Origin of the sequence: Micromonospora sp. DH13, assembly GCF_020873825.1 — a bacterium.
In the GTDB taxonomy this organism is placed as follows: Bacteria; Actinomycetota; Actinomycetes; order Mycobacteriales; family Micromonosporaceae; genus Micromonospora; species Micromonospora haikouensis.
The window spans coordinates 23,165-46,818 of sequence record NZ_JAHWGR010000005.1 but is presented as its reverse complement, the minus strand read 5'-3'; the positions used below and the strand labels follow the sequence as shown (position 1 = coordinate 46,818).

Below are 23,654 nucleotides of genomic sequence, written 5' to 3'. Positions count from 1 at the left end.
CTTTACTGCTTTCGCCAACCAAGCTTGGGCACGAATGAAGGTGTCGTGTTTCACGGAGCATGGCGGCCCACGCCGAGAGGACGAAGCAGCGAACGGCGACGAACTCGACCTAAGCCAGGATGCGTACGCGGACAGGAACGTCCGCTCGATCTGTTGGCTGCCTGCCGGTCGCGGGCTCAGGCTGCTTGCGTGGGGACAAGTTGTCACCGAAGGAGGGGAGGCGGCGGTCGGGGCTTGCGGCGGCACAGAGCTTTGGCTTCGAGAAAGCGATCTCCGAGGCAGGCACGCGTCCAGGGCTGCACAATGTTTCACGTGAATCCAGAGCCGGGTGCCGAGATCCACCATGTCGACCCGTTCGCCGTACCAGCGGGACAGCGCTCCCCGGCCCGGCGGCTGCGGGGTCGGCTCGCCGCGCCGGTCACGCTGTGGACCGCGCCGGGTCCCGCCGGCCTGACCGTGTCCTCCACGCTGGTCGCCGAGGGGGAGCCGGACCGGCTGCTGGGCCTGGTCGACGCGGAGTCGGACCTGTGGGCGGCGGTCGAGGCGGCGGGGCGGTTCGCCGTCGCGCCGCTGGGTCCGCCGCACCGGCAGCTCGCCGACCGGTTCGCCGGCCTGTTCCCGTCGCCGGGCGGCCTCTTCGCCACCGGCGTCTGGACCGAGACCGAGTACGGCCCGGTGCCCACCGACGCCGCCGGCTGGGCCGGGTGCCGGCTCGACACCGCCCGCGAGTACGGCTGGGCGCTGCTCGTCGAGGCCACCATCGAGTGCATCGACCTGACGCGGGAGAGCGACCCGCTGCTGCACTACCGGGGTCGTTACCACGAGCTGACCTGACCAGCCACTACCGGTCACCGGAGTGACCTGGGTCACTCGGCGCAGGCAGGCGACCGCTCGGCGCAGGTGGAGACCCTCGTCGATCCACGTCTTCCCGGGCGGGGCGCGCGGTTCCTACCGTGCGCGAAACCCCCTACGCCTGTGAAGGTGGTGATCCACAGATGTCCACGGACACACCCCCGCCGGACGCACCGGCCGAGCCGGAGACGGCGGGCCCGGCCGCGTCCACGGCGGACCGGTACCTCGCCGTACAGCGTTCGGACGAGTTCGCCGGGTTGCGTCGCGCTCTGCGCGGCTTCATCTTCCCGATGACCGTCGCGTTCTTCCTCTGGTACGCGCTCTACGTGATCCTCTCCGCGTACGCGCGGGACTTCATGGGCACGAGGCTGTTCGGCAGCAACATCAACGTCGCCCTGATCTTCGGCCTGCTCCAGTTCGTCTCGACGTTCCTGATCGCCTGGCTCTACTCCCGGTTCGCCGACCGGAAGATCGACCCGGTCGCCGACCGCATCCGCGCCGAGATGGGGGAGGTGACCCATGAACACGGTCCTCGCGGCTGAGGCGGGCAGCGGCACCGCCCGCAACCTCACCATCACGCTGTTCCTGGTGTTCGTGGCGGTGACCCTGGCCATCACCATCTGGGCCAGCCGGCAGACCAAGACCGCCACCGACTTCTACGCGGGCGGCCGGTCCTTCTCCGGCTTCCAGAACGGTATGGCGATCGGCGGCGACTACATGTCGGCCGCGTCGTTCCTCGGCATCGCCGGCATCATCGCCCTCTACGGCTACGACGGCTTCCTCTACTCGATCGGCTTCCTGGTCGCCTGGCTGGTGGCGCTGCTGCTCGTCGCCGAACTGCTGCGCAACTCGGGCCGGTACACGATGGCGGACGTGCTGGCGTTCCGGATGCGCCAGCGGCCGGTCCGCACGGCGGCGGCGGTCTCCACCATCACCGTGTCGATCTTCTACCTGCTGGCCCAGATGGTCGGCGCGGGCGCGCTGGTGGCGCTGCTGCTGGGCATCAAGCCGGGCACCACGTTCCTCGGCATGGACGCCGACACCGCGAAGGTCGCCACGATCATCATGGTCGGCGCCCTGATGATCATCTACGTCACCGTGGGCGGCATGAAGGGCACCACGTACGTCCAGATCGTCAAGGCGTTCCTGCTGATGACCGGCGCGCTGGTGATGACCCTGCTGGTGCTGGCGAAGTACAAGTTCAACCTGTCGTCGCTGCTCGGCGACGCCGCCGCCTCCTCGGGCAAGGGCAGCGCCTTCCTCGAACCCGGCCTGCGCTACGGCGTCGAGGTGGCCGGGAACGCGACGCAGACGTTCTACAACAAGGTCGACCTGCTCTCGCTCGGCATCGCGCTGGTGCTCGGCACGGCGGGCCTGCCGCACATCCTGATCCGCTTCTACACCGTGCCGACCGCCAAGGCGGCCCGCAAGAGCGTGCTCTGGGCGATCGGCATCATCGGCGCGTTCTACCTGCTCACCCTGGCCCTCGGCTTCGGCGCGGCGGCCCTGGTCGGCGGCCCGGCGATCACCGCCCAGGACAAGGCCGGCAACACGGCCGCGCCACAGCTCGCCGAGAAGCTGGGCATCACCTTCCTCGGCGGCGACCTCGGCGGCGCGACCCTGCTGGCGATCATCGCGGCGGTGGCCTTCGCCACCATCCTGGCGGTGGTCGCCGGGCTCACCCTGGCCTCGTCGTCCAGCCTGGCGCACGACTTCTACGCCAACGTCCTCAAGAACGGGCAGGCATCGGAGCGCCAGGAGGTCCGGGTGGCCCGGGTCTCGGCGCTGGTCATCGGCGCGGTCTCGATCGCCCTGTCGATCTACGCGCAGAGCCTGAACGTGGCCTTCCTGGTGGCGCTCGCGTTCGCGGTGGCCGCCTCCGGAAACCTGCCGGCGATCCTCTACAGCCTGTTCTGGAAGCGGTTCAACACCTCCGGCGCGGTCTGGGCGATCTACGGCGGACTGCTCGCCGCCGTGCTGCTGGTGTTCTTCTCGCCGGTGGTCTCCGGGGCGCCGACGTCGATGTTCCCGGACCACGACTGGCACTGGTTCCCGCTGTCCAACCCGGGCATCCTCTCCATCCCGTTCGGGTTCCTGTGCGGGTGGATCGGCACGATGATCTCCAAGGAGAGCGACGAGGAGAAGTACGCCGAGCTGGAGGTGCGTTCCCTCACCGGCGCCGGCGCGCACTGAGGCCGGTACGCACCGGCCCGGGTGCGTACCGAGCCTGCTCGGCTCCGCACCGGCCGAGCTGGTTAAAGGGGCCCCCTGTACAACGTTTCGCGTTAACAGGGGGCCCTTCCTTCCATCTCGTGCCTGTATAGGCTGGTCGGCATGAAGGTTGCCCCGCGCTTCGGTCCCGGTCACCGCGTCCTCGTCACCGGCGGCGCCGGCTTCGTGCCGTCGCACCTGGTCGACACACTCGTCGCCCGCGGCTGCACGGTGGTGGCGCTGGACAATTTCGTCACCGGTTCCAAGGACAACGTGGCCCACCTGCACGACAAGCCGAACTTCACGCTGGTCGAGGCGGACATCTCCGACGGGCTGCCGACCCACCACCCGGCGCTGGCCGAGCGGTTCGACGCGATCATGCACATGGCCTCCCCGGCCAGCCCCACCGACTTCGCCACCCTGCCGGTGGAGATCCTCCGGGTCGGGTCGGTGGCGACCCTGCACCTGCTGGACCGCGCGGTCGCCGACGGCGCCCGGTTCCTGATGGCCTCCACCTCCGAGGCGTACGGGGACCCGAAGGAGCACCCGCAGCGCGAGACGTACTGGGGCAACGTCAACCCGATCGGCGTGCGCAGCGTCTACGACGAGGCGAAGCGGTTCTCGGAGGCGGCCACGATGGCCTACCACCGGTACCGGGGGCTGGACGCCGCGATCGTGCGGATCTTCAACACGTACGGCCCGCGGATGCGGCCGGACGACGGCCGGGCGATCCCGACGTTCATCTCGCAGGCGCTGCGCGGCGAGCCGATCACCGTGCACGGCACCGGCAACCAGACCCGGTCGATCTGCTACGTCGAGGACCTGGTGCGCGGCATCCTGCTGCTGCTCGACTCGACGGAGACCGGCCCGGTCAACTGCGGCACCGAGCACGAGCTGACCATGCGGCAACTGGCCGAGTTGATCGTGTCACTCTCCGGCAGCACGTCCGAGGTGACGTACGTCACCCGGGCGGCCGACGACCCGGAGATGCGCCGCCCCGACCTGACCCTTGCCCGTGAACTGCTCGGATACGAGCCGGCGGTGGCGCCCGAAGACGGCCTCCGACGCACGATCGAGCACTTCCGCGAGCGGCTAGGGTAGCCGGTCGGCGCGACGCGGCCCGCCGGCCGACCTGCGATTGAGGGCGACACTCGACGGGGCTACGTACCCTCGGGTACATGTCAGCGACCGCTTCCGCCGGCGTTCCGATCCCACACCTGCGTCGCAGCGCGGGGCGTGCCCCGGTGCCCGGCCCCGGCCAGGAGGGCTCGGGGCGCGCCCGCGTGCCCGGGGCCCAGTGGTATCCCACCCACGACGACCGGCCCCGGGGCGGCGGCTTCGGCGGGTCGGACGGCCCCGGCGGGCCCGGGGGACCGGGCGCTCCCCGGCGGGCCGGTGGGCGCGGGCCGCGCCCGAGGTGGGGCCGGATCGGCCTGGTGGCCGGCGTGGCGGTGCTCGTCCTCGCGCTGCTCGGCGGGGCCGGGGCGTGGTTCTACACCCGCAACCTCAACCAGGACCTGGCCCGCACCGACCCGTTCTCGGAGCTGACCGGCGGCCGACCGCCGAAGGCGGTGGACGGTGCGCTCAACATCCTGCTGGTCGGCAGCGACTCGCGGGACCCGGACGCCCCGGTGGACCAGCAGAGCCAGTGGCGGGCCGACACGATCATCGTCATGCACATCCCGGCCGACCACAAGTCCGCCTACCTGGTCTCCATCCCCCGCGACCTGTACGTGCCGATCCCCGAGAACGCCCAGGCGGACTGCGCCTCGGGGCAGCGGGCGAAGATCAACGCCGCGTTCGCGTTCGGCGGCCTGCCGCTGGCCGTGAAGACGGTGGAGTGCTTCACCGACGTCCGCATCGACAACGTGATGGCGATCGACTTCGCCGGGTTCAAGCAGGTCACCGACGCGCTCGGCGGGGTGGACCTGAAGGTGGAGCGGTCGATCACCTCGATCCACAAGCCGTTCCGCAAGTTCACCAAGGGCACCATGCACATGAACGGCGCGGAGGCGCTGGACTGGATCCGGCAGCGCAAGCAGTTCCCCGACGGCGACTTCGCGCGGATGCGCCACCAGCAGGAGTTCCTCAAGGCCCTGATGGACAAGGCGGCCAGCACGGGCACGCTGACCAACCCGAAGAAGCTCAACGCGTTCCTCCAGTCGGTGACGGACGCGGTGACCGTGGACCAGGGCTTCTCGCTGGTCGACATGGCGCTGCAGTTCCGCAGCCTGCGCGGGGAGAACCTGATCTTCGTCACCAGCCCGAACTCGGGCAGCGACACGATCAACGGCGAGTCGGTGGTGGTCTCGGACCGGGAGAAGGCGCTGGCCATGTACCAGGCGATGACGGCCGACAAGATGGCCGAGTGGGTGAAGGCCAACCCGCCGGAGGGCAGCTCGGGGTGACGAGTTTCCGGTAACGGAGACGGATTCGGCTGGTCGTTACTTCGACACACGTCAGCGCCGGTCGGCGGTCGGACCCCATTCCACCGGGGGCCCTACCGCCGACCGGCTGCTTTCGATTGACCGAACGGGTGAATTCCGCAGGCAACTGCCAGGATAACTGCGAATAGCCGGCGGACGAACTCGCCTTGACGGGAAGCGGTACGTACAGTGGTCCCGCCCCCCGATCACGCGAGCTGGAGCACGCATGCCGGTTCATACCAGCCGTCGCCCTCCGTCGCAGGAGCCCGTCGGCGCGGTCGCACGGGTTCCGTCGGCCATCCCGTCGCAACCCCGCAGCGGCGGCCGACCCCCCGCCGACGTCCCCGCCCGTAAGCGCAAGAAGCGCCGCAAGGACCCGCTGTGGGCCCGCCTCACCGTCGTCTTCGGCGCGATCCTCATGATGACCAGCGGGATCGCCATCGTCGGCAGCAAGGCGTTCATCAGCCAGGCCACCGGCAACATCGCGCAGCGCAACCTGCTCGGCGACGCCGGCAAGTCCGACGCCGAGGGCGGGGCGAGCCTGGACGGCCCGATCGACATGCTGCTGCTGGGTGTGGACGCCCGCGAGCGCTGGGCCGCCGACGACGTCCGGGCCGACACCATCATCGTGCTGCACATCCCCGCCTCGCACGACCAGGCGTACCTGATCTCCATTCCGCGCGACACCGAGGCGCAGATCCCGGCGTTCAAGAAGAGCGGCTACGGCGGCGGCACCGACAAGATCAACGCAGCCTTCCAGGCGGGCGCCCGCAACGGCGGCGGCTGGGAGGGCGGCGCGCAGCTGATGGCCCAGACGATCAAGAAGATGACGGGGATCAGCTTCGACGGCGCGGCCATCATCAACTTCGGCGGATTCAAGGGCGTCATCGACGCCCTCGGCACCGTGCGGATCTGCGTGAGCCACGAGGTCAAGTCGCACCACATGTCGTACGTCGACGGCAAGCCGATGTGGAACGCCGACGCGAGGAAGACCGGCAAGCCGATGACCCCGGTGGTGCACAAGAAGGGCTGCCGGGACATGAAGGGCTGGGCGGCCCTCGACTACGCCCGGCAGCGCTACGGCCTGCCGAACAGCGACTACGACCGCCAGCAGAACCAGCAGCAGCTGATCAAGGCGATGGCGAAGAAGGCGACCGAGAACGGCACGCTGACCAACCCGGTGAAGCTCAACGGGCTGATCAAGGCGGCCGGCAAGGCGTTCGTCCTGGACACCGGCGGCGTGCCGATCATCGACTTCATCTACACGATGCGCGGGGTCACCGGCAACGACCTGACCACGCTGCGGACCAACGGCGGCACGTTCCACGCGAACGCCAGCGGGACGAAGGAGTCGCTGAGCCCGCAGACCATGGAGATGTTCCAGGCGATCAAGGACGACAAGCTCGCCGAGTTCGTCTACGCCAATCCGAGCGTGCTGTCGACCCGCAAGTAGCACCCTGATCAGGGGAAACCCTCCGCCGGACCCGACGCCCCCCGTAGCCTGACGTGAGAACCATTCACGTACGGCGACGGGGGGCGTCACGGCCAGGTCGGGGGAAACCGGACGGGGACGGCGGGGACCGGCCCGTCGAGGCGTACCCCGCTGGAGCCGGGTCCTGCTCGGGGTCGGCCTCGCCCTGGCGCTGCTGGCCGCCGGCACCGTGGTCGGGCTCCGGGCCCTCGGCCAGCGGTACGAGCGCACGGTGACCCAGGAGGACCTGCTCGACGCGGACGCCCGGCGCGACCGGACGGACCTCGACGGGGCGCTCAACTACCTCCTCGTCGGCTCGGACCGGCGGCCCGGCGCGGCCGGCGACGACCAACGCTCCGACACCATCCTGGTCGTGCACGTGCCGGCCGACACGAAGAGCGCCTATCTGGTCTCGTTCCCCCGCGACCTGTTGGTCAGCATCCCGCCCGGGGGAAACGGCTACGGGGGCGGCAGCGACAAGCTCAACGCGGCGTACGAGCACGGTGGCGGCGGCGAGGCCGGCGTCCAGCTCCTCTCGGCCACCCTCACCCGGCTCACCGGGCTACGCTTCGACGGGGCCGCCCTGATCGACTTCGCCGGGCTGCGGCAGGTGATCGACCTCCTCGGCGGCGTACGCATGTGCGTCGACACCGAGGTCCGCTCGATCCACACCCAGACCCTGTTCAGCCCCGGCTGCCAGCAGATGGACGGCGCGCGGGCGCTGGACTACGTCCGTCAGCGCTACGACCTGCCCGGCGGCGACTACGACCGGCAGCGCCACCAGCAGCAGCTCCTGCGGGCGATGCTGGACCGGGCCGGCGAGACGAACCTGCGTCGCGACCCGGTGCGGCTCGACCGGCTCATCCGGGCGGTCGGCGCGTCGCTGACCGTCGACACCAACGGCGTGCCCCTGGAGGACCTGCTGCTCACCCTCCGGGACCTCCCCCCGAACGCGCTGACGGGCGTACAGATCCCCTCCCACCCCCAGACCATCGACGGCATCTCGTACGTCGTGCTCGACGGCGGGGGCAGCGCCCTCTTCGAGGCGGTCCGGGGCGCCCGGATGCCCGGCTGGGTCCAGGCCAACCCGCGCTGGGTGACCCGCCTCTGACCTGCGGATTCGTCCCGACCCGCCCGGATTCGCACGCCCCCGACCGGACGGCCGGGCGAGGCTCTAGGCTTGGTGACCGTGTTCGGACCCCAGGTTCCCACCGTGCCCGTGACCGAGATCGCCGACGACACCTACCTGCTCGACGTCCGCGAGGACGACGAGTGGGCCGCCGGGCACGCTCCCGGCGCCCACCACCTGCCGATGATGGAGCTGCCCGCCCGGATGGCCGAGGTGCCCACCGACCGCGACGTGGCGGTCATCTGCCGCTCCGGCGGGCGCTCGGCGCAGGTGGTGGCCTACCTGCGGAACAACGGCTGGGACCAGGTGCGCAACGCCGACGGCGGAATGCGCCAGTGGGCGGCCGTCGGCCGACCCGTGGTGACCGGGGACGGCGGGCCGGGCCAGGTCATCTGAGAGCGACGGGCGACGGGCATGGGTGACCCCCTGGTCTTCGCGCACCGCGGCTCCTCGGCGGACCTGCCGGAGCACACGCTCGCCGCGTACCTGCGGGCCCTCGACGAGGGCGTCGACGGGCTGGAGTGCGACGTCCGGCTGACCCGCGACGGGCACCTGGTCTGCGTCCACGACCGGCGGCTGGACCGCACCAGCAACGGCACCGGCCTGGTCAGCGTCCGCACGCTGGCGGAGCTGGAGGCGCTGGACTTCGGCTCCTGGCACCCGGGCTGCGTGCCGCCCGACGGCGACGAGTTGCCCGACGAGTCGCACACCCGGCTGCTCACCCTCGAACGGCTACTCGACGCGGTGCTGGCCGCCGGCCGCCCGGTGCGGCTGCTGATCGAGACGAAGCACCCCTCGCGGTACGGCGGGCACGTGGAGCGCCGGCTGGTGGCCCTGCTGCGCCGCTACGGCCTGGCCGAGCCGGACCCGGACGCCCTGGTCCAGGTCACCGTGATGTCCTTCTCGCCGCTGGCCGTGCGCCGCGTCCGCGACCTCGCCCCCGGGCTGCCCACGGTGCTCCTGCTGGAGGTGCTGCCGCGCTGGCTGCGGCTCGGCCGGCTGCCGTTCGGCACCCGCATCGCCGGGCCGGGGGTCGAGCTGGTCCGGGCCCGGCCGCGCCTGGTTCCCGCGCTGCGGGCCGCCGGCCACCAGGTGTACGTCTGGACCGTCAACGAGCCCGCCGAACTGGACCTGGTGCTCGACGTCGGGGTGGACGGGATCATCACCGACCGGCCGGCGCACGCGCTGGCCCGGCTGGGCCGGTGAACGGGGCGGGCGGCACCGGCCGCCGAGGTCGCCTCCGCACCGGACGGGGCCGGTGAACCGGCGGGGCGGCGTCGTCCGCTGGCTGGTCAGGCCGGGTTCGCCGGGCGGCGCGGATGCCGGGGCCGCCCGCGCGGGGGTGTCGGGGAGCGGGCCGGCGCGGCACACTCGGGACATGCCGGACCGTACCGACCTCGCCGCCCTGATAACCGGCCATGGCAGGGTTATCGAGATGATCAACTCTGGTGAAGCCGGTCTGCCCGTCCTCGCCCGGCTGCTCCAGGTGGTCCAGCCGGCGATCGGGGCGGCCAGCACCGCCTTCGTGGAGTTCGCGCCCACCGGCGGCCGGGTGATCGCCGCGACCGGGGGCGCCGAGTGGGCCGTCGGCCGGCCCGTGTCGCCCACCGACCCGGCCACCGTCTGCCTGCTCTCCGGCCCGCGGGTCCGCGACATCCGGGTGGACCGCATCCCCGGCCCGATCGGCGCCGAGCTGGTCGACCGGGGGCTGCGCCGGATGGTGGCCGCCCGCGCCGAGATCGGCGGGCTGACCGTCGGCAGCCTGCACGCGTTCTACCCGGACGACGACGACTCGACGGCCGCCGGGCAGCACGAGGTGGTGGCGTACATCGCCTCCTGCATCGCCCACATGTACAGCGACCAGAGCGGGCTGCCGGTGCACGGCGACGGCCCGGTGGTCGCGGCGCTGGCCGACGGGCTCGCCGTGGTCGACCGGGACGGGCGCGTCCGGCTCTGGAACCCGGCCGCCGCCCAGGTGACCGGCCGGTCGGTCGCGGAGTCGCTCAACCGCGCCCTGCCGTTCCCCCTCCCCCCGTCCGGGCAGGTCCTCGACCACCGGCTGCCCGACGGCCGCTGGATCAAGATCACCTCGGGGGAGCTGCCCGGCCCCGGGGCGCTGCGCGTGGTCACCTTCCGGGACATCACCGACCAGCAGCTCCGCGACCAGGACCGGGACCTCTTCGTCGCGGTGACCAGCCACGAGCTGCGCACGCCGGTCACCGTCATCAAGGGGTACGCCGACACCCTCACCGAGCACTGGGACTCCCTCACCGAGGCCGACCGGCGGCAGGCCGCCCGGGTCATCGGGCAGCGGGCCAACGAACTGGCCCGGCTGGTCGACCGGCTGCTCACCTCGGCCACCGAGGGCCGGCCCGGCGAGCCGTCCGTCCCGTTCGACCTGGGCGAGGCGCTCCGGGCCGCCGTCGCCGACCTGCCCACCGACCTGCGCCGCCGGGTCGTCCTCGACGTGCCCGAGGGCCTGCCGAAGGCGCTCGGCAGCCGGCAGTCGCTGACGACGGTGCTGACCGAGCTGGGGACCAACGCCGACAAGTACTCGGCGCCCGGCACCCCGATCGAGATCACCGCCGGAGGCAACGAGCGGACCGTGTCGTTGCGGGTCAGCGACCGGGGCATCGGCATCCGGCCGGAGCACGTCGAGCGGGCGTTCGACCGGTTCTGGCAGGGCGAGTCCGGCGACCGCCGGGGATATCCGGGCGCGGGGCTCGGCCTCTATCTCGTCCGCCGGATCGTTGAACAACAGAACGGCTGGGTGTCCCTCCGGCCGAGGGAAGGTGGCGGTACGGTCGCAGAGGTCCGGCTGCCACGCGGGTGAGCCCGGCCGGCGGGGCCGGGGCCGCGGCGGCGAGGCAGGTCTCCGCGGCCGGGGTGTGGTGGGGCGAGAGGAAGCGACGGTGGCGGGAGAGCCGGTCGAGAGGTCGTGGTGCGTGGTGGTGCCGCACCACCCGACCGGTGCGCGCCTGGCCCGGCACCGGCTCGCCGACGAGCTGGCCGACGTCGTGCCGTCGATGCTCCTGGCCGACCTGGTGGCGGTCCTGGCCGAGCTGGTCGGCAACGCCGTCCGGCATGCCGAGGCGCTCCCCGGCGGGGTGGTCCGGGTGGCCTGGCGGCTGCGCCGCACCCCCGACGGGCAGTTCGTCCAGCTCCGGGTCACCGACGGCGGGGCCGCCGCCGGGCCCCTGGTGCGGGCCGCCAGCCCCGATGCGGTCGACGGCCGGGGCCTGCACATCGTCGCGGGCCTGGCCAGCCGGTGGGGCGTCGACCGGGACGGCCTCGGGCAGTGCGTGTGGGCCGAGTTCGACCCCGCCGCCACGCCCCGCACCGATCTCGTCGCCGCCGGCTGAGCCACGCGGGCCACCGGCTGAGCCACGCGGGCCGGGCGGGCGGGGCGGGTCCTCCCCACCCCGGCGGGGCGTGGGCTCTAGGCTGTCTCGCCGTGAGCAAGCGTAGAAGGATCCAGCGGGCCGCCGACGTCAGCGCCACCGGGAAGCGGGAGAAGGTGCGGGACGTCTTCGTGCCCCGACCGTTCGAGGGGCTGGCCGACGAGCCGGAGTGGATCGCCCTGCGTGAGCTGGTCCCCGCCGCGTCCGCGCCGCTGCGGCTCGTCCCCGAGCTGGTCGAGGAGCACGGCGACCGCCCGGTCACCCTGGCCACCGTGCTGCCGATGGCCGCCCCGGCGATGACCAAGGCGGACGGTCGGGTCTTCGTCGGGCTCCAGCGCCACCAACAGTCCGGCGACGTCTCCCGGGACCTGGCCGAGGCGCTGCTCTGCGCGCTGCGCACCGAGCCGGGCCGGACGGTCACCGTGCCGCCGCTGCCCGGCCCCGGCCCCCGCCTCCAGGACATCCTGGTCGACGGGCCGCTGGAGATCAGCATGCACGAGGGCTTCGAGTTCTGGCTCGACCCGGGGGCGGCCGACGACCCGACCGTCCAGGCGTCGCTGGAGCGGGCCAACGCGGCCATCTACCCGACCGTGCGGCTGGCGGCGGCGCGGGCGGCGTACTGGTGTCAGGTGCCGGAGAAGGCGCACGTGCGCTGGGTGCTCCCCGACGACGAGGACGCCGCGCTGGACGCCCTGGCGCGGCTGAGCGCCGCCGGCACGCTGCCCCTCGCCGGGGGCACGAAGTTCGCCGGCATGTTCCGCGCCCACGGCCGCCTCGTGCCGGTCTGGGACCTGCCCGAGGACGTCCCGGCGGCCGACTGGGAGGAGCCGGTGCGGGAGTTCGCCGAGCGCTACGCCGAGGCCCTCGCCGAGAAGGAGCCGCTGGACGCGGCGGGCCGCCGCGCCCGGCACGGCCTGCTCGGCCGGCAGCTCACCCTGCGCTGAGCGAAGTGTTAGGAAGGGCCCCCTGTACAACGTTTTGCGTTAACAGGGGGCCCTTCCTTACTCCCGGACCAGGGGGCAGGACATGCATCGCGGGCCGCCCCGGCCGGAGCCCAGCTCGGAGCCGGCGATCGGGATCACCTCGATGCCGGCCCGCTCCAGTTGCGCGTTGGTGCCGGTGTTGCGCTCGTAGCCGACGCAGAGCCGGGGGGCGATGGCGAGGGTGTTGTTGCCGTCGTCCCACTGCTCCCGCTCGGCGGTGACCGGGTCGAGGCCGGTGTCGATCACCCGGAGCTGGTCGAGGTCCATCGCGTCGGCGGCGGCCCGCAGGAACGGCGCGGGGCCGTCCACCTGCGGCTCGCCGTCGGGGCCGGCGACCACCGTGTACGCGACGAGGCTGCTCGCCACGTTCGCGTACATCAGCACGGCGTCGACGTCGACCATCGTGCAGATGGTGTCCAGGTGCATGGTGGCGCGTTCCTGGGCGATCGGCACCACCAGGATGGTGTGCGCCAGCCCGGCGGCGAAGACCTGCCGGGCGAGCCGCTCCGCGCCGGCCGGGGTGGTGCGCTCGCCGACCCCGACCGCGAGCACGCCTGGGGCCAGCAGCAGCACGTCGCCGCCCTCCAGGTGCTCCAGCCCCGGGTGGTAGACGAACTCGGTGCCGACGAAGCGCGGGTGGTGCCGGTAGATCGCGTCGGTGATGCTCGTCTCTCTCCGCCGGGCGGGCATGGCCAGGCTGGTGACGCCGACGCGGTCGCCGATCCACAGTGACGAGTCGCGGGTGAACAGCAGGTTGGGCAGGGGATCGATGACGAAGTCGTGCCGGTCCATCAGGGAGTAGACGAGCCCGCCGGGCCGTTCCCGGCTGATCCGCAGCTCCTCGTGGGCGAGCCCGGCGATGAGCACGTCGGCGAGGGCGGCGGGGTCGAGGTAGGCGAGGTGGTCGGCCACCCGGCGGCGCAGGGTGTCGCCGAGCCGGGGCGAGCTGAGCACCTGCTCGGTCAGCTCGGTGCGGGCCTCGGCGACGGCGAGGGTCTCGGCGAGGAGGGTGGCGAGGTAGAGCACCTCCACCCCGCGGGCGCGCAGCTCGGCGGCGAACGCGTCGTGCTCCTCCTGTGCCCGTCCGACCCATGGGATAGCGTCGAACAGCAACGAGTCGTTGTTCCGGGGGGTGAGTCGGGCCAGTTCGGGGCCCGGCCGGTGCAGCAGCACGGTGCCGAGGCGGCCGACTTCACTGTCCACGTAGTGGGTCACCCGGCCAAGGGTAGGGCAGGGTTTGGCGGCATCCGGTAAAACGTCTGTGGATGAATATGGCATTCATCCGCACTCACTCCGGCGCTCCGACTTGCCGGGTACCCGGTATGTCAACGTAGGGTAGTGAGGACATAACTTCGAGGGACCTTTTGCCGGAGGTCGCGATGACTGTCTTTCCCGCACGTCGAGCCGCACCCACCGCACGGGCACTGCCGCCCGTCTCGGTGCCACACCCCAGGGCGGATGCCCCCGGGGTGCTCGACCCGACCCGTCCGAGCCCCCTGGAGTGGGCCCGGCGGCGGCGCGCCGAGCGGGGGGCCCGCCGGTTGGAAGCGGCCGGGGCCCGCGCCCTGGGCCGGCTCGACCATCTGGGGCCGGGGTGGCACGTCGTCGAGTGGCCCCGCACGGACACCACGGATCTCCTCCTCGACCCCGCCCAGGACGACCGGGCCGGGTTCCTCGCCATCGGGCCGGGCGGCCTGTTCGCGGTGACCATCGCCGACCACGGTCGCGCCCGGGTGCTCGTAGCCGGTGACGTGGTGCAGATCAACGGCAAGCGCCCGCCGTACGTGGCCGAGGCCCGCCGGGACGCCAAGCGGGCGAGCAAGGTGCTCTCCCAGGCGGTGGGACTGCCCATTCCCGTGACGCCGGTGCTGACCTTCGTCGGTTCCGGCGTCATCAGCGTGTACGGCCTGCCGAAGGACTGCCTCATGGCCACCCACCGCGAGCTGGACCGCCTGCTCGTGGCCGGGGGCAACCGGATCACCCCGGCCACGGCCGAGAAACTCGCCCGCGTGGCGCAGCACCCGGGGACCTGGATGAACGGCACGTACCGTCCAGCGGGCGACTACCGGTGGTACGACGGCGGCCGAACGGCGGCTGACAAGCCGGCCAACCGCCGGTAACGTCTCCCGCGACGCCACGCGGTCCGGCCCGCACCCGGAGCAACCACCGGCCGCGCCGGCGCCGGACGCCCGGGTGAGGGCAACCGATCCCCGGCGTCCCGGCGGCCCCAGCGCGGTCGGCGGCACCCACGACGACCGGTTAGCGTGGACAGACCGTCGGTGTACATAGGAGGCGCGGTGGCCCACGTCGAACTCTCGCTCTCGGAAGTGTTCGCGCCCACCGCCCGGACACCGCTGGAGCAGGAGTCCGACAACTTCGGGCAGTGGTCCGTCACCGTGACCCGGGCCGACGAGCCCTGCCTCCTGATCGACGCCGACACCCGGGTCGTCGCGGTGTCGGCGTCCGGTTGCGAGCTGCTCTGCCTGGGCTGTCCCGACGACGTGATCGGCCTGCCGCTGCTCGACGGCTGCCTGCGGCTGCTCGACTTCACCGCCCACCGGGGCGAGCTGACCGAGCAGGAGACCGACAAGATCCCGCCGCTGCTCGCCCTGCACTCCGGGCGTCTCGCCCGGGGACTGCTGCGGGTGCAGGCCGCGGCGGCGGGCCGGACGGACCCGACGGTCGACGCCATCTCGACGCCGGTGCTCACCGACGGACGGGTCGCCGGGTCGCTGACCTTCTTCTCCGAGGTCTGACCCGGCTCCGCTGCGGCCCGATCCCGGCTGCCCTGTGGAGCGATGGCCGCACTGCGGGCCTGACCTGGGCGAATGTGGCATCCGCCGCACCCCCGGGAGCTGTGGCGGACACCCGCCAGGCCGTAGGGTGCCCTCATGGTCGATGTCGCTCTGCTGCCGGGGGAATACGCGGTGTGCCGGCTGGTCGCCGGTGCCGTCCTCGGGCCCGCCCTCTGGGGCGAACTGGGCGACGCCGAGGTGGTCAGCGTGAGCTGGGCCGCCGACGGGGTCTCCGTGATCTGCCCGGTCCCCCGCGCGCCGGCCGAGGTGGAGACCGACTGGCGGTGCCTGCGGATCGTCGGCCCGCTCGGCCAGGCGGTCACCGGCACCCTGGCCGCGCTCATCGGCCCGTTGACCGAGGCGCGGGTCGATCCGGTGGCGTTCTCCACGTACGACACCGACCACGTGCTGGTCCCGGCCGTGCGGCTGGGCGAGGCGACCGCCGCGCTGCGCCGCGCCGGCCACCGCGTCCTCGACTGACGCCCCCTGGGCGGTCGCCCGCGCGAGACCCGCCCGGTGGGCCTTCACGGCCGCACCGATCGCTCCTACGATGAGCTCGGCCACCCGGCCACAACGACGTTCTCCGATGCAAGGATCGGCTCGTGCCGCCAACCGCACCGCACCGACCGGTGTCCCGCGCGCCCGGCGCCCCCGGTCCGTCCCGCGCGCCCGGTCACACCGGTTACTCCCGGGTGCCCGGCTGCTCCGGTGCGCTCCGGGTGCCCGGCGCGGTCGTGTTGCTCGCCGTCCTCGCCGGCACGCTCGCCGGCTGCGGCACGCCGCCGGAGCTGCGCCAGCCCGCCACCCTGCCCAGCGTCGGCACGCCCGGCCCCACCCCGTCGGCCTCCGCCCCGCCCACCGGCCTGGCGACGCCGCCCACCCCACCGGCGGCGGGGCCGCCGACCACCCCGGCCGCCGACCTGGTCGCTGGCCCCTGCCCCGACGGCCCGTCGGTGGACCGGGTCGTCGCGCTGCTGCGCGGCCCGGCCGGGGTGCTGTCCCGCTCGGTCGCGGTACGGGCGGGCGAGGGCCCGCTCTGCGCCGGGGACTGGCAGTACACGGTGCTGCGGGTGACGGGGCACGAGGAGCTGCAGGTGGTCACCCGGGGCCGGCCGGGCGACCTGGAGCTGGTCACCGCCGGCACCGACGTCTGCACCATCGAGGTACGGGTGGCCGGGCCGCCCGGCATCCGGGCACTCGCCTGCGACGCCGTCCCCGGTGCCGTACCGGGTGCGTAGGCTGGCGGCATGCCGGGAACACCGCCCACCCGTTTCGTCTACCTCGGCCCCGAGGGCACCTTCGCCGAGCAGGCGCTGCGCACCGTGCCGGCCGCCGAGCGCGGCACCCGCACGCCCGCCCGCAGCGTCGGCGAGGCCCTGGAGAGCGTCCGCGCCTCCGAGGCCGACGCGGCCCTGGTGCCGCTGGAGAACTCGATCGGCGGCGCGGTCGGCGTGACCCTGGACGAGCTGGCCGAGGGGGAACCGCTGGTGATCACCCGCGAGGTGATCCTGCCGGTCGAGTTCGTGCTCGGCGCCCGCCCGGGGACGTCGCCGGAGGAGATCCGCTCGGTGGCCGCCCATCCTCAGGCGTCCACGCAGTGCCGGGGCTGGCTGCGCGCCCACCTGCCGGACGCGGTCGTGGTCGACGTGCTCTCCAACGGGGCCGCCGCGGCGGGCGCGGCGACGGGCGAGTACGACGCGGCGATCTGCGCCCCGATCGGGGCCGCCCGGCACCGGCTGGCGGTGCTCGCCGACAAGATCGCCGACCATCCCGACGCGGTGACCCGGTTCGCGCTGCTGTCCCGCCCGGGCCCGCCCCCGCCCCCCACCGGGGACGACCTCACGTCGCTGGCCGTCTACATCGCCCACGACCGGGTGGGCGCGCTGCTGTCGGTGCTGATGGAGCTGGCCGTGCGCGGGGTGAACCTGACCCGCATCGAGTCCCGCCCGACGGGCGAGGCGCTGGGCCGGTACGTCTTCTTCCTCGACTGCACCGGCCACGTCGCCGAGCCGCGGCTCGGGGAGGCGTTGCAGGGGTTGCGGCGGGTCTGTGCCCAGGTGCGGTTCCTCGGGTCGTACCCCCGGCACCGGTGGGCGCAGCCGGCGGGCGACCGGCCCATTCCCGCGCCGGCCGGCCTGTCGGACGCCGACTACGCCGACGCGGCGGCCTGGCTGGCCCGGTTGCGCGCCGGCGAGCTGAGCTGACCCCGGCCTCGCCGGCCCGGCTCGCGGCGCGAGCTGAGACCGGGGCGCCCCGTGTCGGGCGCCCCGCCCGGGTCAGCTCGTCGACGGCGCGGCGACGGGTCAGCTCAGCAGGCCGCCGAGCAGGCCGCCCTGCTGCTCCTGGGCGCCGCTGCCCGCGATCGGCGGCTCCTCGGAGGGCTGCACCACCACGAAGCCCTGCCCGGCGAAGCTCATCGTGAACGCCTCGCCGGTGCTGCGGCCCAGCAGCGTGCCCAGGCCGAGCTGCTCGGCCCGGTGGTAGCCGGTCTGGAGGTTGGCCGACCAGCAGACGGCGGCCTGCGGGTCGACGTAGGTCGGGGCGTCGACGTTGAGCACCACCGGGGTGCCCTTCGTGGTGATCGCGATCCGGCCGTGGCCGGTGAAGACGCAGTTGAACAGGCCGGACGAGGAGGCCATCCCGGCGCCGCCGACCATGCGGATGTCGTACTGCAGGGTCGAGTCGAAGGCCAGCACGCTGGATCCGTTGATCGACAGGGCGTCGCCGGGCTCCAGGTCGATGATGTGCACGTCCTTGGCCAGCTCGGCGAGGAAGACGTCGCCCCGGCCGGTGAGCTTCATCAGCGGGACGCCCTCGCCGGTGAGCTTCTGCTTGAGGAACTTGCCCAGGCCGCCGGAGCCGAGCGCCTGGAACTGCACCTGACCCTGGTAGGCGACCATCGACCCGACCCGGGCCATCGCCTCACCGTTCAGCTCGATCTTCAACATCTTGGAGTTCTGCAGCCGCATGCCGGGCTGGGTGGACTCCTTCTCCAGGTTCTCGGCGGAGAACAGCGCGCTGCGCATGGAAGTGCCTCCTGACTCGGGGTTTCTGCCCGGAGGGTAGGTGACCAGCGCAACCGGTGACATCGGCCGAGCGGGGCCGGCCCGCCGTCGCGGGGCGCGGACCGGACGGACGGGGACGGGGACGCCGACGCGGACCGGACGGAGGGGACTCCGACGCCGACCCGTCAGCCCCAGCCGAGGTCGTGCAGCCGTTCGTCGTCGATGCCGAAGTGGTGGGCGATCTCGTGCACCACGGTCACCGCCACCTCGTCGACGACGTCCTCCTCGCTGTCGCAGATGCGCAGGATGGGGTGCCGGTAGATGAAGATGCGGTCCGGCAGGACGCCCGCGTAGTCCCAGCCCCGCTCGGTGAGGGCGTGCCCCTCGTAGAGGCCGAGCAGGTCCTCGTCGCCGGGGGGCGGGTGGTCCTCGACGAGGATCACCACGTTGCTCATCAGCCGCAGCAGTTCCTCGGGGACCTCGTCGAGGGCGTCCCCGACCAGTTCCTCGAAGCGCTCCCGGCTCATCTGGACCGCCACGCCCCCATTGTCCCCGAGCCGGCCCCGCGAACGGGGCCCAAGATCCCTCTCGTACGGAAAAGTCCCCGTCCGTACGGACGGGGACCGTTCCGTGTCACGTGGGTGCGGGGAGCCTCAGGAGGCGAGGCGGGCCGTGAGGCTGATCTGGGCACCCGGGGAGAGCAGGCGCGAGATCGGGCAGTTCTCCTTGGCGGTCTCGGCGAGCTTGGCGAACTGGGCCTCGTCGAGCCCCGGGGCCTGGCCGACCGTCTCCAGGTCGATCCGGGTCACGGTCATCCCCGCGTCGGTCTTGTCGAAGTGCACCTTCGCGGTGGTCTCCACCGACGTGCCGGTCGCGCCGGCGTCGGCGAGCTGCTTGGAGAACGCCATCGAGAAGCAGGCGGCGTGGGCCGCCCCGATGAGTTCCTCGGGGTTGGTGCCCTCGCCCTCCTCGAACCGCGACTTGAAGGAGTAGTTTCCCTGGAGCCCGCCCTTGCCGGTGCGGACCGTGCCGGAACCCTCGGTGAGATCGCCCTGCCAGCGTGCGGAAGCGGTACGGATAGGCATGAGCCGACGCTAACCGAAAGCCGGGCGGTGGGCGACCCGCTGCCCGTGATCCGGCCACACCGATCGTGGCGGTCGCGTTCCCGGCCACGCGGTGCCTGCTGTGTCATGATTCGGCTCAGGCCCACGAGGTTCAGGACCACGATGTTCAGGCCCGCGAACGCGGAGAGGTGGCCGATGTCCGACGATCTTTCCATTCCCCGGCAGGACAGCCGGGCCGGCGGTGCCACCGTCGTGGAGTGGGGTGGGTCCGAGCCTGCCCCGCCGGGGCGGGTGGGTCGCCCGCTGTCCCGGCTCGGGCGGGACCGCCGGATCCCGCTGGTGGCGGCCGGCCTCGGCGGGGTGGCCGCGTTCGCCTCGCTGGTCGGTGAGTGGCTGGTGATGACCGTGCCGACCGGGGGGCCCGCCGAGGGCGACACGCTGCGGGTGCCGGGCGGGGTGTCCGACGTCGGCGGCTTCGGGCTGGGCTATCTGGTGGGCCTGTTCGCGCTGGTCACGGCTGCGGCCCTGGCCCTGCGGGGCAGCGCCGCCGTGCGGCACGACGCGCGGGTCGCCGGCCTCGCCCTGTCGACGGCCCTGATCGGCGTCCTGGTCGCCACGTCGGTGTCGCTGGACGACTCGGGCCGGCGGGCCCTCTACTCCTCGGAGGACGGCTTCCAGGTCGAGTACGGCCGGGGGCTGGTGGCGGCCTTCGCGGCCTGCGTGCTGTTGGCGGCGGCGCTGTACCTCGCCGGCCGGACCGACGCCGGGCGACCGGACGAGAGCGCGCCGCGGGCGGAGCACCCGCCCGCCGAGGAGGCCGACCTGCCCCCCGGGCCGGCCGACCTCACGGTGCAGCCGACGGTCCCCTTCGCCCGCCCGGAATAGCGCCCGGGGCGCGCGCAACCTGGGTGTGGTGTCGAGTTGCCGCCCGGTTCGTCGGGAAGCCATGGCCGCGCCCGGTTACGCGAGGTACGGTGGCTGCCCGCCGTCACTGCTGGTCGAGGCACCGACGACCCAGAGACAGGGCCGGCGCGACGGCGGCGGGCGAAGGAGGAGCCATGACCCGCCCGGGGCTGCCCAAGCTGATCGCCACCGACCTCGACGGGACGCTGGTCCGCAGCGACGAGACCGTCTCCGCGTACACCCATGAGGTGCTCGACCGGGTGCGCGCCGCCGGCATCCCGGTGGTCGGCGCGACCGGCCGGGGCCCGCGACTCACCGAACTGACCCGCAACGACATCCGCGCCGCCGACTTCCTGGTGCTCGCCGGCGGTGGCTGGGTGGTCGACCAGAGCGACCCGGCCGGGCCGGAGGTGCTGCGCGAGGAGCGGCTCTCCCGGCAGGTGCTGGCGCGGCTGCTCGCCGACCTGGAGGCCGAGGTCGGCCCGCTCACCGTGATGGTCGAGGCGTCCGGCGAGACCGGTGCCCCGCTCTGGGGCGACTACCACCCGAGCTGGCCGTACCCGGACCTGTTCGAGCCGCGTACCCGCGACGAGTGCCTCGCCACCGACGTGATCAAGGCGTTCGCCCGGACGGCCGACCACCACGTCGACGCGCTGCTGGAGACCGCCCGCCGGATCGTCGGCCCGGAGGTGGCCGCGCTCACCCAGGCGGGGCTCGGCTTCGTCGAGATCTCCCCGCCCGGGGTCGACAAGGCGTCCGGGCTGCACGTCGTGGCGCAGCGGCTCGGGGTGGACCCGGCCGACGTGCTGGTCTTCGGTGACATGCCCAACGACCTGCCGATGTTCGAGTGGGCCGGGTGGTCCCGGGTGGCCGTCTCCAACGCCCACCCGACCGTCCGCGCCGCCGCCGACGAGGTGACGCTGCGCAACGACGACGACGGAGTCGCGGTCTACCTGGACCGACTACTCTCCCGGTGATGGGAGAGACACCTCGGCTGGTCGCCACGGACATCGACGGGACCCTGCTCACCGACGAGCGGACGCTCAGCCCCCGCACCCGCGACGCGCTGGCCCGGATGTCCGCGCGGGGCACGCCGGTCGTGCTGGTCACCGGCCGCCCGATCCGCTGGCTCCAACTGGTGTACGAGCAGCTCGCCGAGCCGCTGCCGGCGATCTGCGCCAACGGCGCGGTGGTGTACGACCCGGTGGCCGACGAGGTGCTCCGGGCCGACCCGCTCGCGCCGGAGCTGCTCGCCGAGGTGGCCCGGCGGCTGCGCGCCGAGGTGCCCGGGGTCAGCTTCGCGGTGGAGATCGTGGACAGCCGCGAGATGCGGCACGAGGCCGGCTATCCGCTGCGCTGGGACGCCGACGCGGAGGCGATCCGGGCGATCACCTCGCCGGAGGAGCTGCACTCGGTGCCGGCGGTGAAGCTGCTGGCCCGCGCCGGCGAGCAGGACCCGGACGTGTTCGTGGAGGTGGTCGCCGGGGCGCTGCGCGGGCTGGCCGAGGCGACCCACTCGTCGTACACGGGGCTGGTGGAGATCTCGGCGGCCGGGGTGACCAAGGCGGCGGGCCTGGCCTGGTACTGCGCCCGGCTCGGGATCGACGAGCAGGACGTGCTGGCCTTCGGCGACATGCCCAACGACGTGCCGATGCTGACCTGGGCCGGCCGGGGGGTGGCGGTGGCGAACGCGCACCCCGCCGTCCTGGCGATCGCCGACGAGGTGACGGCGGCGAACTCCGCCGACGGCGTGGCCGCGTACCTGGAGAAGGTCTTCGGGGTGGGCTGAGACGCGCGCCGGGCCTGCGTCGGCCCCGCGCCCGCCGGCCCCGCGACGGTGTCAGAGGTATTGCCCGGTGCTGTGTCCCTCGCCGCCCTGCGGCTGGCCGATGCCCGGCATGCCCGGCATCATCCCGGCGGGGCCGCTGGGCAGCGCCTGCCGGCCGGAGCGCATCTGCTCCAGCTGCACGCGGGCGGCCATCTGCTGGGCCACCAGGGCCGCCTGGATGCCGTGGAACAGCCCCTCCAGCCAGCCGACGAGCTGGGCGTGGGCGATCCGCAGCTCGCCCTCGCTGGGCGCCTTGTCCTCGGTGAAGGGCAGCGAGATCCGCTCCAGCTCGTCGCGGAGCTCGGGGGCGAGGCCCTCCTTCAGCTCGACGATCGACCGTTCGTGGATCTCGCGCATCCGGTGCCGGCTCGCGTCGTCGAGCGGGGCTGCCTTGACCTCCTCCAGCAGCTGTTTGATCATGCTGCCGATCCGCATCACCTTGGCGGGTTGCTCGACCAGGCGGGTCGGGTCCTCGCCCGCGGCCTCGTCGGTCTGCACGGTGCCGACCGGGCGGCCGTCCGGGCCGACCACCACCACGGTGCCGGATCGCCCGGTGCCGTCGTGGCCCGGCTCGTCGTCTTGTCCAGCGGAGTGCGCTTCGGTCATGCGTTCCATCTTGACCCAGGCGACGGGCCGCCCGCTCGCCGGGACCGGCACCGGTCGCGGGTGTTCCCCGACCGGGCACCCTCGGGGCCTTCTGCCGCGCTACCGTCGCCGGCATGCCCGCCGACCCGCGCTCCGTGCTCGACCGCCCCGCCCCCGCGCCGGACGCCACCGTCGCGTACGGCGGGCACCCGGACCAGGTCGCCGACCTGCGCCGCCCGGCGGGGGACGGCCCGCCGCTCCCCCTGGTCGTGGTGGTGCACGGCGGCTTCTGGCGGGCCGAGTACGACCGCGGCCACACCGGGCCGCTCGCGGCGGCGCTGGCCGCGCTCGGCTATCCGGTGGCCCAGCTGGAGTACCGGCGCACCGGACAGCCGGGCGGCGGCTGGCCGGGCACCCTCGCGGACGTGCTGGCGGGGGTCGCCGCGCTGCCCGGGCTGGCCGGGCCGGTGATGGGCGACCGGCTGCGCCCGGGGCCGCCGCTGCTGGTCGGCCACTCGGCCGGCGGCCATCTCGCCCTGTACGCCGCCGCCACCGCACCGGGGACGGTGGCGGGGGTGCTGGCGCTCGCCCCGGTCGCGGACCTGGCCGAGGCGTACCGGCTGGACCTGGACGGCGGGGCGGTGGCCGCGCTGCTCGGCGGCGGGCCGGCGGAGCACCCGCAGCGGTACGCCGCCGCCGACCCCCGCCTGCTGGTGCCCGCCCCGACACGGACGGTGATCCTGCACGGCCTGCTGGACCGGCAGGTGCCGGTGGGGGTGAGCCGGTCATATGCCGCCGCCGCGCGGGCGGCCGGCGGCCCGGTGACGCTCGTGGAGCTTCCCGAATGCGAGCATTTCGGTCTTATCGATCCCGAGTCCGCCGCCTGGCCGGAGGTGGCCCGTGGGCTGCGAACCTTGCACTTTGATCACTGAACATTGACGCAGCGTCGCCGAACGGGTAGAACGCCGAGGGGACGGTATCGGCCCTGCTCAGCTCCCGGA

Annotated in this window: 26 protein-coding genes; 21 read left to right on the top strand and 5 right to left on the bottom strand. The window is 73.3% G+C overall.

What is annotated here, in order from left to right:
* Nucleotides 1-303 precede the first annotated feature (303 nt).
* From LPA42_RS06445 to LPA42_RS06390, 12 genes are all read left to right on the top strand, one after another.
* Nucleotides 304-834, top strand: coding sequence for a flavin reductase family protein (locus LPA42_RS06445; protein ID WP_077935276.1), 531 nt, complete (start codon nucleotides 304-306; stop codon nucleotides 832-834).
* Between the two features lie 161 nt (nucleotides 835-995).
* Nucleotides 996-1,394, top strand: coding sequence for a DUF485 domain-containing protein (locus LPA42_RS06440; RefSeq protein ID WP_077935277.1), 399 nt, complete (start codon nucleotides 996-998; stop codon nucleotides 1,392-1,394).
* Nucleotides 1,372-3,045, top strand: a complete 1,674-nt coding sequence (locus tag LPA42_RS06435; protein WP_077935278.1) for a cation acetate symporter — start codon at nucleotides 1,372-1,374, stop codon at nucleotides 3,043-3,045. Before LPA42_RS06440 ends, LPA42_RS06435 begins: the two co-directional genes overlap by 23 nt.
* A gap of 141 nt (nucleotides 3,046-3,186) precedes the next feature.
* Nucleotides 3,187-4,164, top strand: coding sequence for an NAD-dependent epimerase/dehydratase family protein (locus LPA42_RS06430; protein WP_077935279.1), 978 nt, complete (start codon nucleotides 3,187-3,189; stop codon nucleotides 4,162-4,164).
* Nucleotides 4,165-4,241: 77 nt separating this feature from the next.
* The gene (locus LPA42_RS06425) at nucleotides 4,242-5,471 is read left to right on the top strand and encodes an LCP family protein (protein ID WP_077935280.1); all 1,230 of its coding nucleotides are present in this window, start codon (nucleotides 4,242-4,244) and stop codon (nucleotides 5,469-5,471) included.
* 244 nt (nucleotides 5,472-5,715) lie between these two features.
* On the top strand, nucleotides 5,716-6,942 hold the full coding sequence (locus tag LPA42_RS06420) for an LCP family protein (protein ID WP_077935281.1): 1,227 nt from the start codon (nucleotides 5,716-5,718) through the stop codon (nucleotides 6,940-6,942).
* Nucleotides 6,943-7,132: 190 nt separating this feature from the next.
* Nucleotides 7,133-8,071: an LCP family protein gene (locus LPA42_RS06415; protein WP_077935282.1), complete on the top strand. Its 939-nt coding sequence runs from the start codon at nucleotides 7,133-7,135 to the stop codon at nucleotides 8,069-8,071.
* A gap of 78 nt (nucleotides 8,072-8,149) precedes the next feature.
* A complete protein-coding gene (locus LPA42_RS06410; RefSeq protein WP_074478287.1) occupies nucleotides 8,150-8,485 on the top strand; it encodes a rhodanese-like domain-containing protein in 336 nt (111 codons plus the stop codon).
* A gap of 18 nt (nucleotides 8,486-8,503) precedes the next feature.
* On the top strand, nucleotides 8,504-9,295 hold the full coding sequence (locus tag LPA42_RS06405) for a glycerophosphodiester phosphodiesterase family protein (protein ID WP_043960906.1): 792 nt from the start codon (nucleotides 8,504-8,506) through the stop codon (nucleotides 9,293-9,295).
* Nucleotides 9,296-9,467: 172 nt separating this feature from the next.
* Nucleotides 9,468-10,922: a PAS domain-containing sensor histidine kinase gene (locus LPA42_RS06400; RefSeq protein ID WP_077935283.1), complete on the top strand. Its 1,455-nt coding sequence runs from the start codon at nucleotides 9,468-9,470 to the stop codon at nucleotides 10,920-10,922.
* Nucleotides 10,923-11,034: 112 nt separating this feature from the next.
* On the top strand, nucleotides 11,035-11,451 hold the full coding sequence (locus LPA42_RS06395; protein ID WP_091275830.1) for an ATP-binding protein: 417 nt from the start codon (nucleotides 11,035-11,037) through the stop codon (nucleotides 11,449-11,451).
* 92 nt (nucleotides 11,452-11,543) lie between these two features.
* The gene (locus LPA42_RS06390; RefSeq protein WP_043960908.1) at nucleotides 11,544-12,434 is read left to right on the top strand and encodes a DUF5926 family protein; all 891 of its coding nucleotides are present in this window, start codon (nucleotides 11,544-11,546) and stop codon (nucleotides 12,432-12,434) included.
* A gap of 57 nt (nucleotides 12,435-12,491) precedes the next feature.
* Here the strand turns inward: LPA42_RS06390 and LPA42_RS06385 are convergent, their stop codons facing one another.
* Nucleotides 12,492-13,688, bottom strand: coding sequence for an arginine deiminase (locus tag LPA42_RS06385; RefSeq protein ID WP_077935285.1), 1,197 nt, complete (start codon nucleotides 13,686-13,688; stop codon nucleotides 12,492-12,494).
* Nucleotides 13,689-13,852: 164 nt separating this feature from the next.
* Between LPA42_RS06385 and LPA42_RS06380 the strand changes: the two genes are divergently transcribed.
* The 5 genes from LPA42_RS06380 to pheA all read left to right on the top strand — a co-directional run bounded on the left by LPA42_RS06380 (nucleotide 13,853) and on the right by pheA (nucleotide 17,472).
* Entirely contained in the window at nucleotides 13,853-14,593 is a 741-nt protein-coding gene (locus tag LPA42_RS06380) for a hypothetical protein (RefSeq protein WP_043960910.1), read from the top strand.
* A 177-nt stretch (nucleotides 14,594-14,770) separates the two neighbouring features.
* On the top strand, nucleotides 14,771-15,229 hold the full coding sequence (locus tag LPA42_RS06375; RefSeq protein WP_077935286.1) for a hypothetical protein: 459 nt from the start codon (nucleotides 14,771-14,773) through the stop codon (nucleotides 15,227-15,229).
* A 135-nt stretch (nucleotides 15,230-15,364) separates the two neighbouring features.
* Entirely contained in the window at nucleotides 15,365-15,748 is a 384-nt protein-coding gene (locus LPA42_RS06370; RefSeq protein ID WP_077935287.1) for an ACT domain-containing protein, read from the top strand.
* Nucleotides 15,749-15,870: 122 nt separating this feature from the next.
* Entirely contained in the window at nucleotides 15,871-16,506 is a 636-nt protein-coding gene (locus tag LPA42_RS06365; protein WP_308291146.1) for a hypothetical protein, read from the top strand.
* 9 nt (nucleotides 16,507-16,515) lie between these two features.
* Entirely contained in the window at nucleotides 16,516-17,472 is a 957-nt protein-coding gene (gene pheA / locus LPA42_RS06360; protein ID WP_043960913.1) for a prephenate dehydratase, read from the top strand.
* Between the two features lie 99 nt (nucleotides 17,473-17,571).
* Here pheA and LPA42_RS06355 read toward each other — a convergent pair whose 3' ends face one another.
* From LPA42_RS06355 to LPA42_RS06345, 3 genes are all read right to left on the bottom strand, one after another.
* Nucleotides 17,572-18,294, bottom strand: coding sequence for an AIM24 family protein (locus LPA42_RS06355; RefSeq protein WP_077935293.1), 723 nt, complete (start codon nucleotides 18,292-18,294; stop codon nucleotides 17,572-17,574).
* A gap of 164 nt (nucleotides 18,295-18,458) precedes the next feature.
* On the bottom strand, nucleotides 18,459-18,800 hold the full coding sequence (locus tag LPA42_RS06350; protein WP_043963608.1) for a metallopeptidase family protein: 342 nt from the start codon (nucleotides 18,798-18,800) through the stop codon (nucleotides 18,459-18,461).
* A 126-nt stretch (nucleotides 18,801-18,926) separates the two neighbouring features.
* Nucleotides 18,927-19,358 (bottom strand): OsmC family protein, encoded by a 432-nt coding sequence (locus LPA42_RS06345; RefSeq protein ID WP_043960915.1) that lies wholly within the window; start codon nucleotides 19,356-19,358, stop codon nucleotides 18,927-18,929.
* A 174-nt stretch (nucleotides 19,359-19,532) separates the two neighbouring features.
* On the opposite strand from LPA42_RS06345, the gene LPA42_RS06340 reads away from it, so the two are divergent.
* From LPA42_RS06340 to LPA42_RS06330, 3 genes are all read left to right on the top strand, one after another.
* Entirely contained in the window at nucleotides 19,533-20,222 is a 690-nt protein-coding gene (locus tag LPA42_RS06340; protein ID WP_077935294.1) for a hypothetical protein, read from the top strand.
* Nucleotides 20,223-20,395: 173 nt separating this feature from the next.
* The gene (locus tag LPA42_RS06335; RefSeq protein ID WP_077935295.1) at nucleotides 20,396-21,217 is read left to right on the top strand and encodes an HAD family hydrolase; all 822 of its coding nucleotides are present in this window, start codon (nucleotides 20,396-20,398) and stop codon (nucleotides 21,215-21,217) included.
* Complete coding sequence (locus LPA42_RS06330) at nucleotides 21,217-22,029, top strand: HAD family hydrolase (RefSeq protein ID WP_077935296.1); 813 nt, start codon at nucleotides 21,217-21,219, stop codon at nucleotides 22,027-22,029. The genes LPA42_RS06335 and LPA42_RS06330 overlap by 1 nt, the downstream gene beginning before the upstream one ends.
* A 51-nt stretch (nucleotides 22,030-22,080) precedes the next feature.
* Here LPA42_RS06330 and LPA42_RS06325 read toward each other — a convergent pair whose 3' ends face one another.
* On the bottom strand, nucleotides 22,081-22,683 hold the full coding sequence (locus LPA42_RS06325) for a bacterial proteasome activator family protein (protein WP_077935300.1): 603 nt from the start codon (nucleotides 22,681-22,683) through the stop codon (nucleotides 22,081-22,083).
* A gap of 104 nt (nucleotides 22,684-22,787) precedes the next feature.
* Here LPA42_RS06325 and LPA42_RS06320 point away from each other — a divergent pair, with 104 nt between their 5' ends.
* On the top strand, nucleotides 22,788-23,585 hold the full coding sequence (locus LPA42_RS06320; RefSeq protein ID WP_077935297.1) for a S9 family peptidase: 798 nt from the start codon (nucleotides 22,788-22,790) through the stop codon (nucleotides 23,583-23,585).
* Nucleotides 23,586-23,654: the final 69 nt, after the last annotated feature.

Coding starts and splice junctions, on each gene's coding strand:
- LPA42_RS06335 (WP_077935295.1), top strand. CDS start 20,396: ATGACCCGCCCGGGGCTGCCCAAGCTGATCGCCACCGACCTCGACGGG.
- LPA42_RS06430 (WP_077935279.1), top strand. CDS start 3,187: ATGAAGGTTGCCCCGCGCTTCGGTCCCGGTCACCGCGTCCTCGTCACC.
- LPA42_RS06420 (WP_077935281.1), top strand. CDS start 5,716: ATGCCGGTTCATACCAGCCGTCGCCCTCCGTCGCAGGAGCCCGTCGGC.
- LPA42_RS06340 (WP_077935294.1), top strand. CDS start 19,533: ATGTCCGACGATCTTTCCATTCCCCGGCAGGACAGCCGGGCCGGCGGT.
- LPA42_RS06320 (WP_077935297.1), top strand. CDS start 22,788: ATGCCCGCCGACCCGCGCTCCGTGCTCGACCGCCCCGCCCCCGCGCCG.
- LPA42_RS06325 (WP_077935300.1), bottom strand. CDS start 22,683: ATGGAACGCATGACCGAAGCGCACTCCGCTGGACAAGACGACGAGCCG.
- LPA42_RS06330 (WP_077935296.1), top strand. CDS start 21,217: ATGGGAGAGACACCTCGGCTGGTCGCCACGGACATCGACGGGACCCTG.
- LPA42_RS06350 (WP_043963608.1), bottom strand. CDS start 18,800: ATGAGCCGGGAGCGCTTCGAGGAACTGGTCGGGGACGCCCTCGACGAG.
- LPA42_RS06435 (WP_077935278.1), top strand. CDS start 1,372: ATGAACACGGTCCTCGCGGCTGAGGCGGGCAGCGGCACCGCCCGCAAC.
- LPA42_RS06380 (WP_043960910.1), top strand. CDS start 13,853: ATGACTGTCTTTCCCGCACGTCGAGCCGCACCCACCGCACGGGCACTG.
- pheA (WP_043960913.1), top strand. CDS start 16,516: ATGCCGGGAACACCGCCCACCCGTTTCGTCTACCTCGGCCCCGAGGGC.
- LPA42_RS06405 (WP_043960906.1), top strand. CDS start 8,504: ATGGGTGACCCCCTGGTCTTCGCGCACCGCGGCTCCTCGGCGGACCTG.
- LPA42_RS06440 (WP_077935277.1), top strand. CDS start 996: ATGTCCACGGACACACCCCCGCCGGACGCACCGGCCGAGCCGGAGACG.
- LPA42_RS06425 (WP_077935280.1), top strand. CDS start 4,242: ATGTCAGCGACCGCTTCCGCCGGCGTTCCGATCCCACACCTGCGTCGC.
- LPA42_RS06400 (WP_077935283.1), top strand. CDS start 9,468: ATGCCGGACCGTACCGACCTCGCCGCCCTGATAACCGGCCATGGCAGG.
- LPA42_RS06355 (WP_077935293.1), bottom strand. CDS start 18,294: ATGCGCAGCGCGCTGTTCTCCGCCGAGAACCTGGAGAAGGAGTCCACC.
- LPA42_RS06345 (WP_043960915.1), bottom strand. CDS start 19,358: ATGCCTATCCGTACCGCTTCCGCACGCTGGCAGGGCGATCTCACCGAG.
- LPA42_RS06370 (WP_077935287.1), top strand. CDS start 15,365: ATGGTCGATGTCGCTCTGCTGCCGGGGGAATACGCGGTGTGCCGGCTG.
- LPA42_RS06445 (WP_077935276.1), top strand. CDS start 304: ATGTTTCACGTGAATCCAGAGCCGGGTGCCGAGATCCACCATGTCGAC.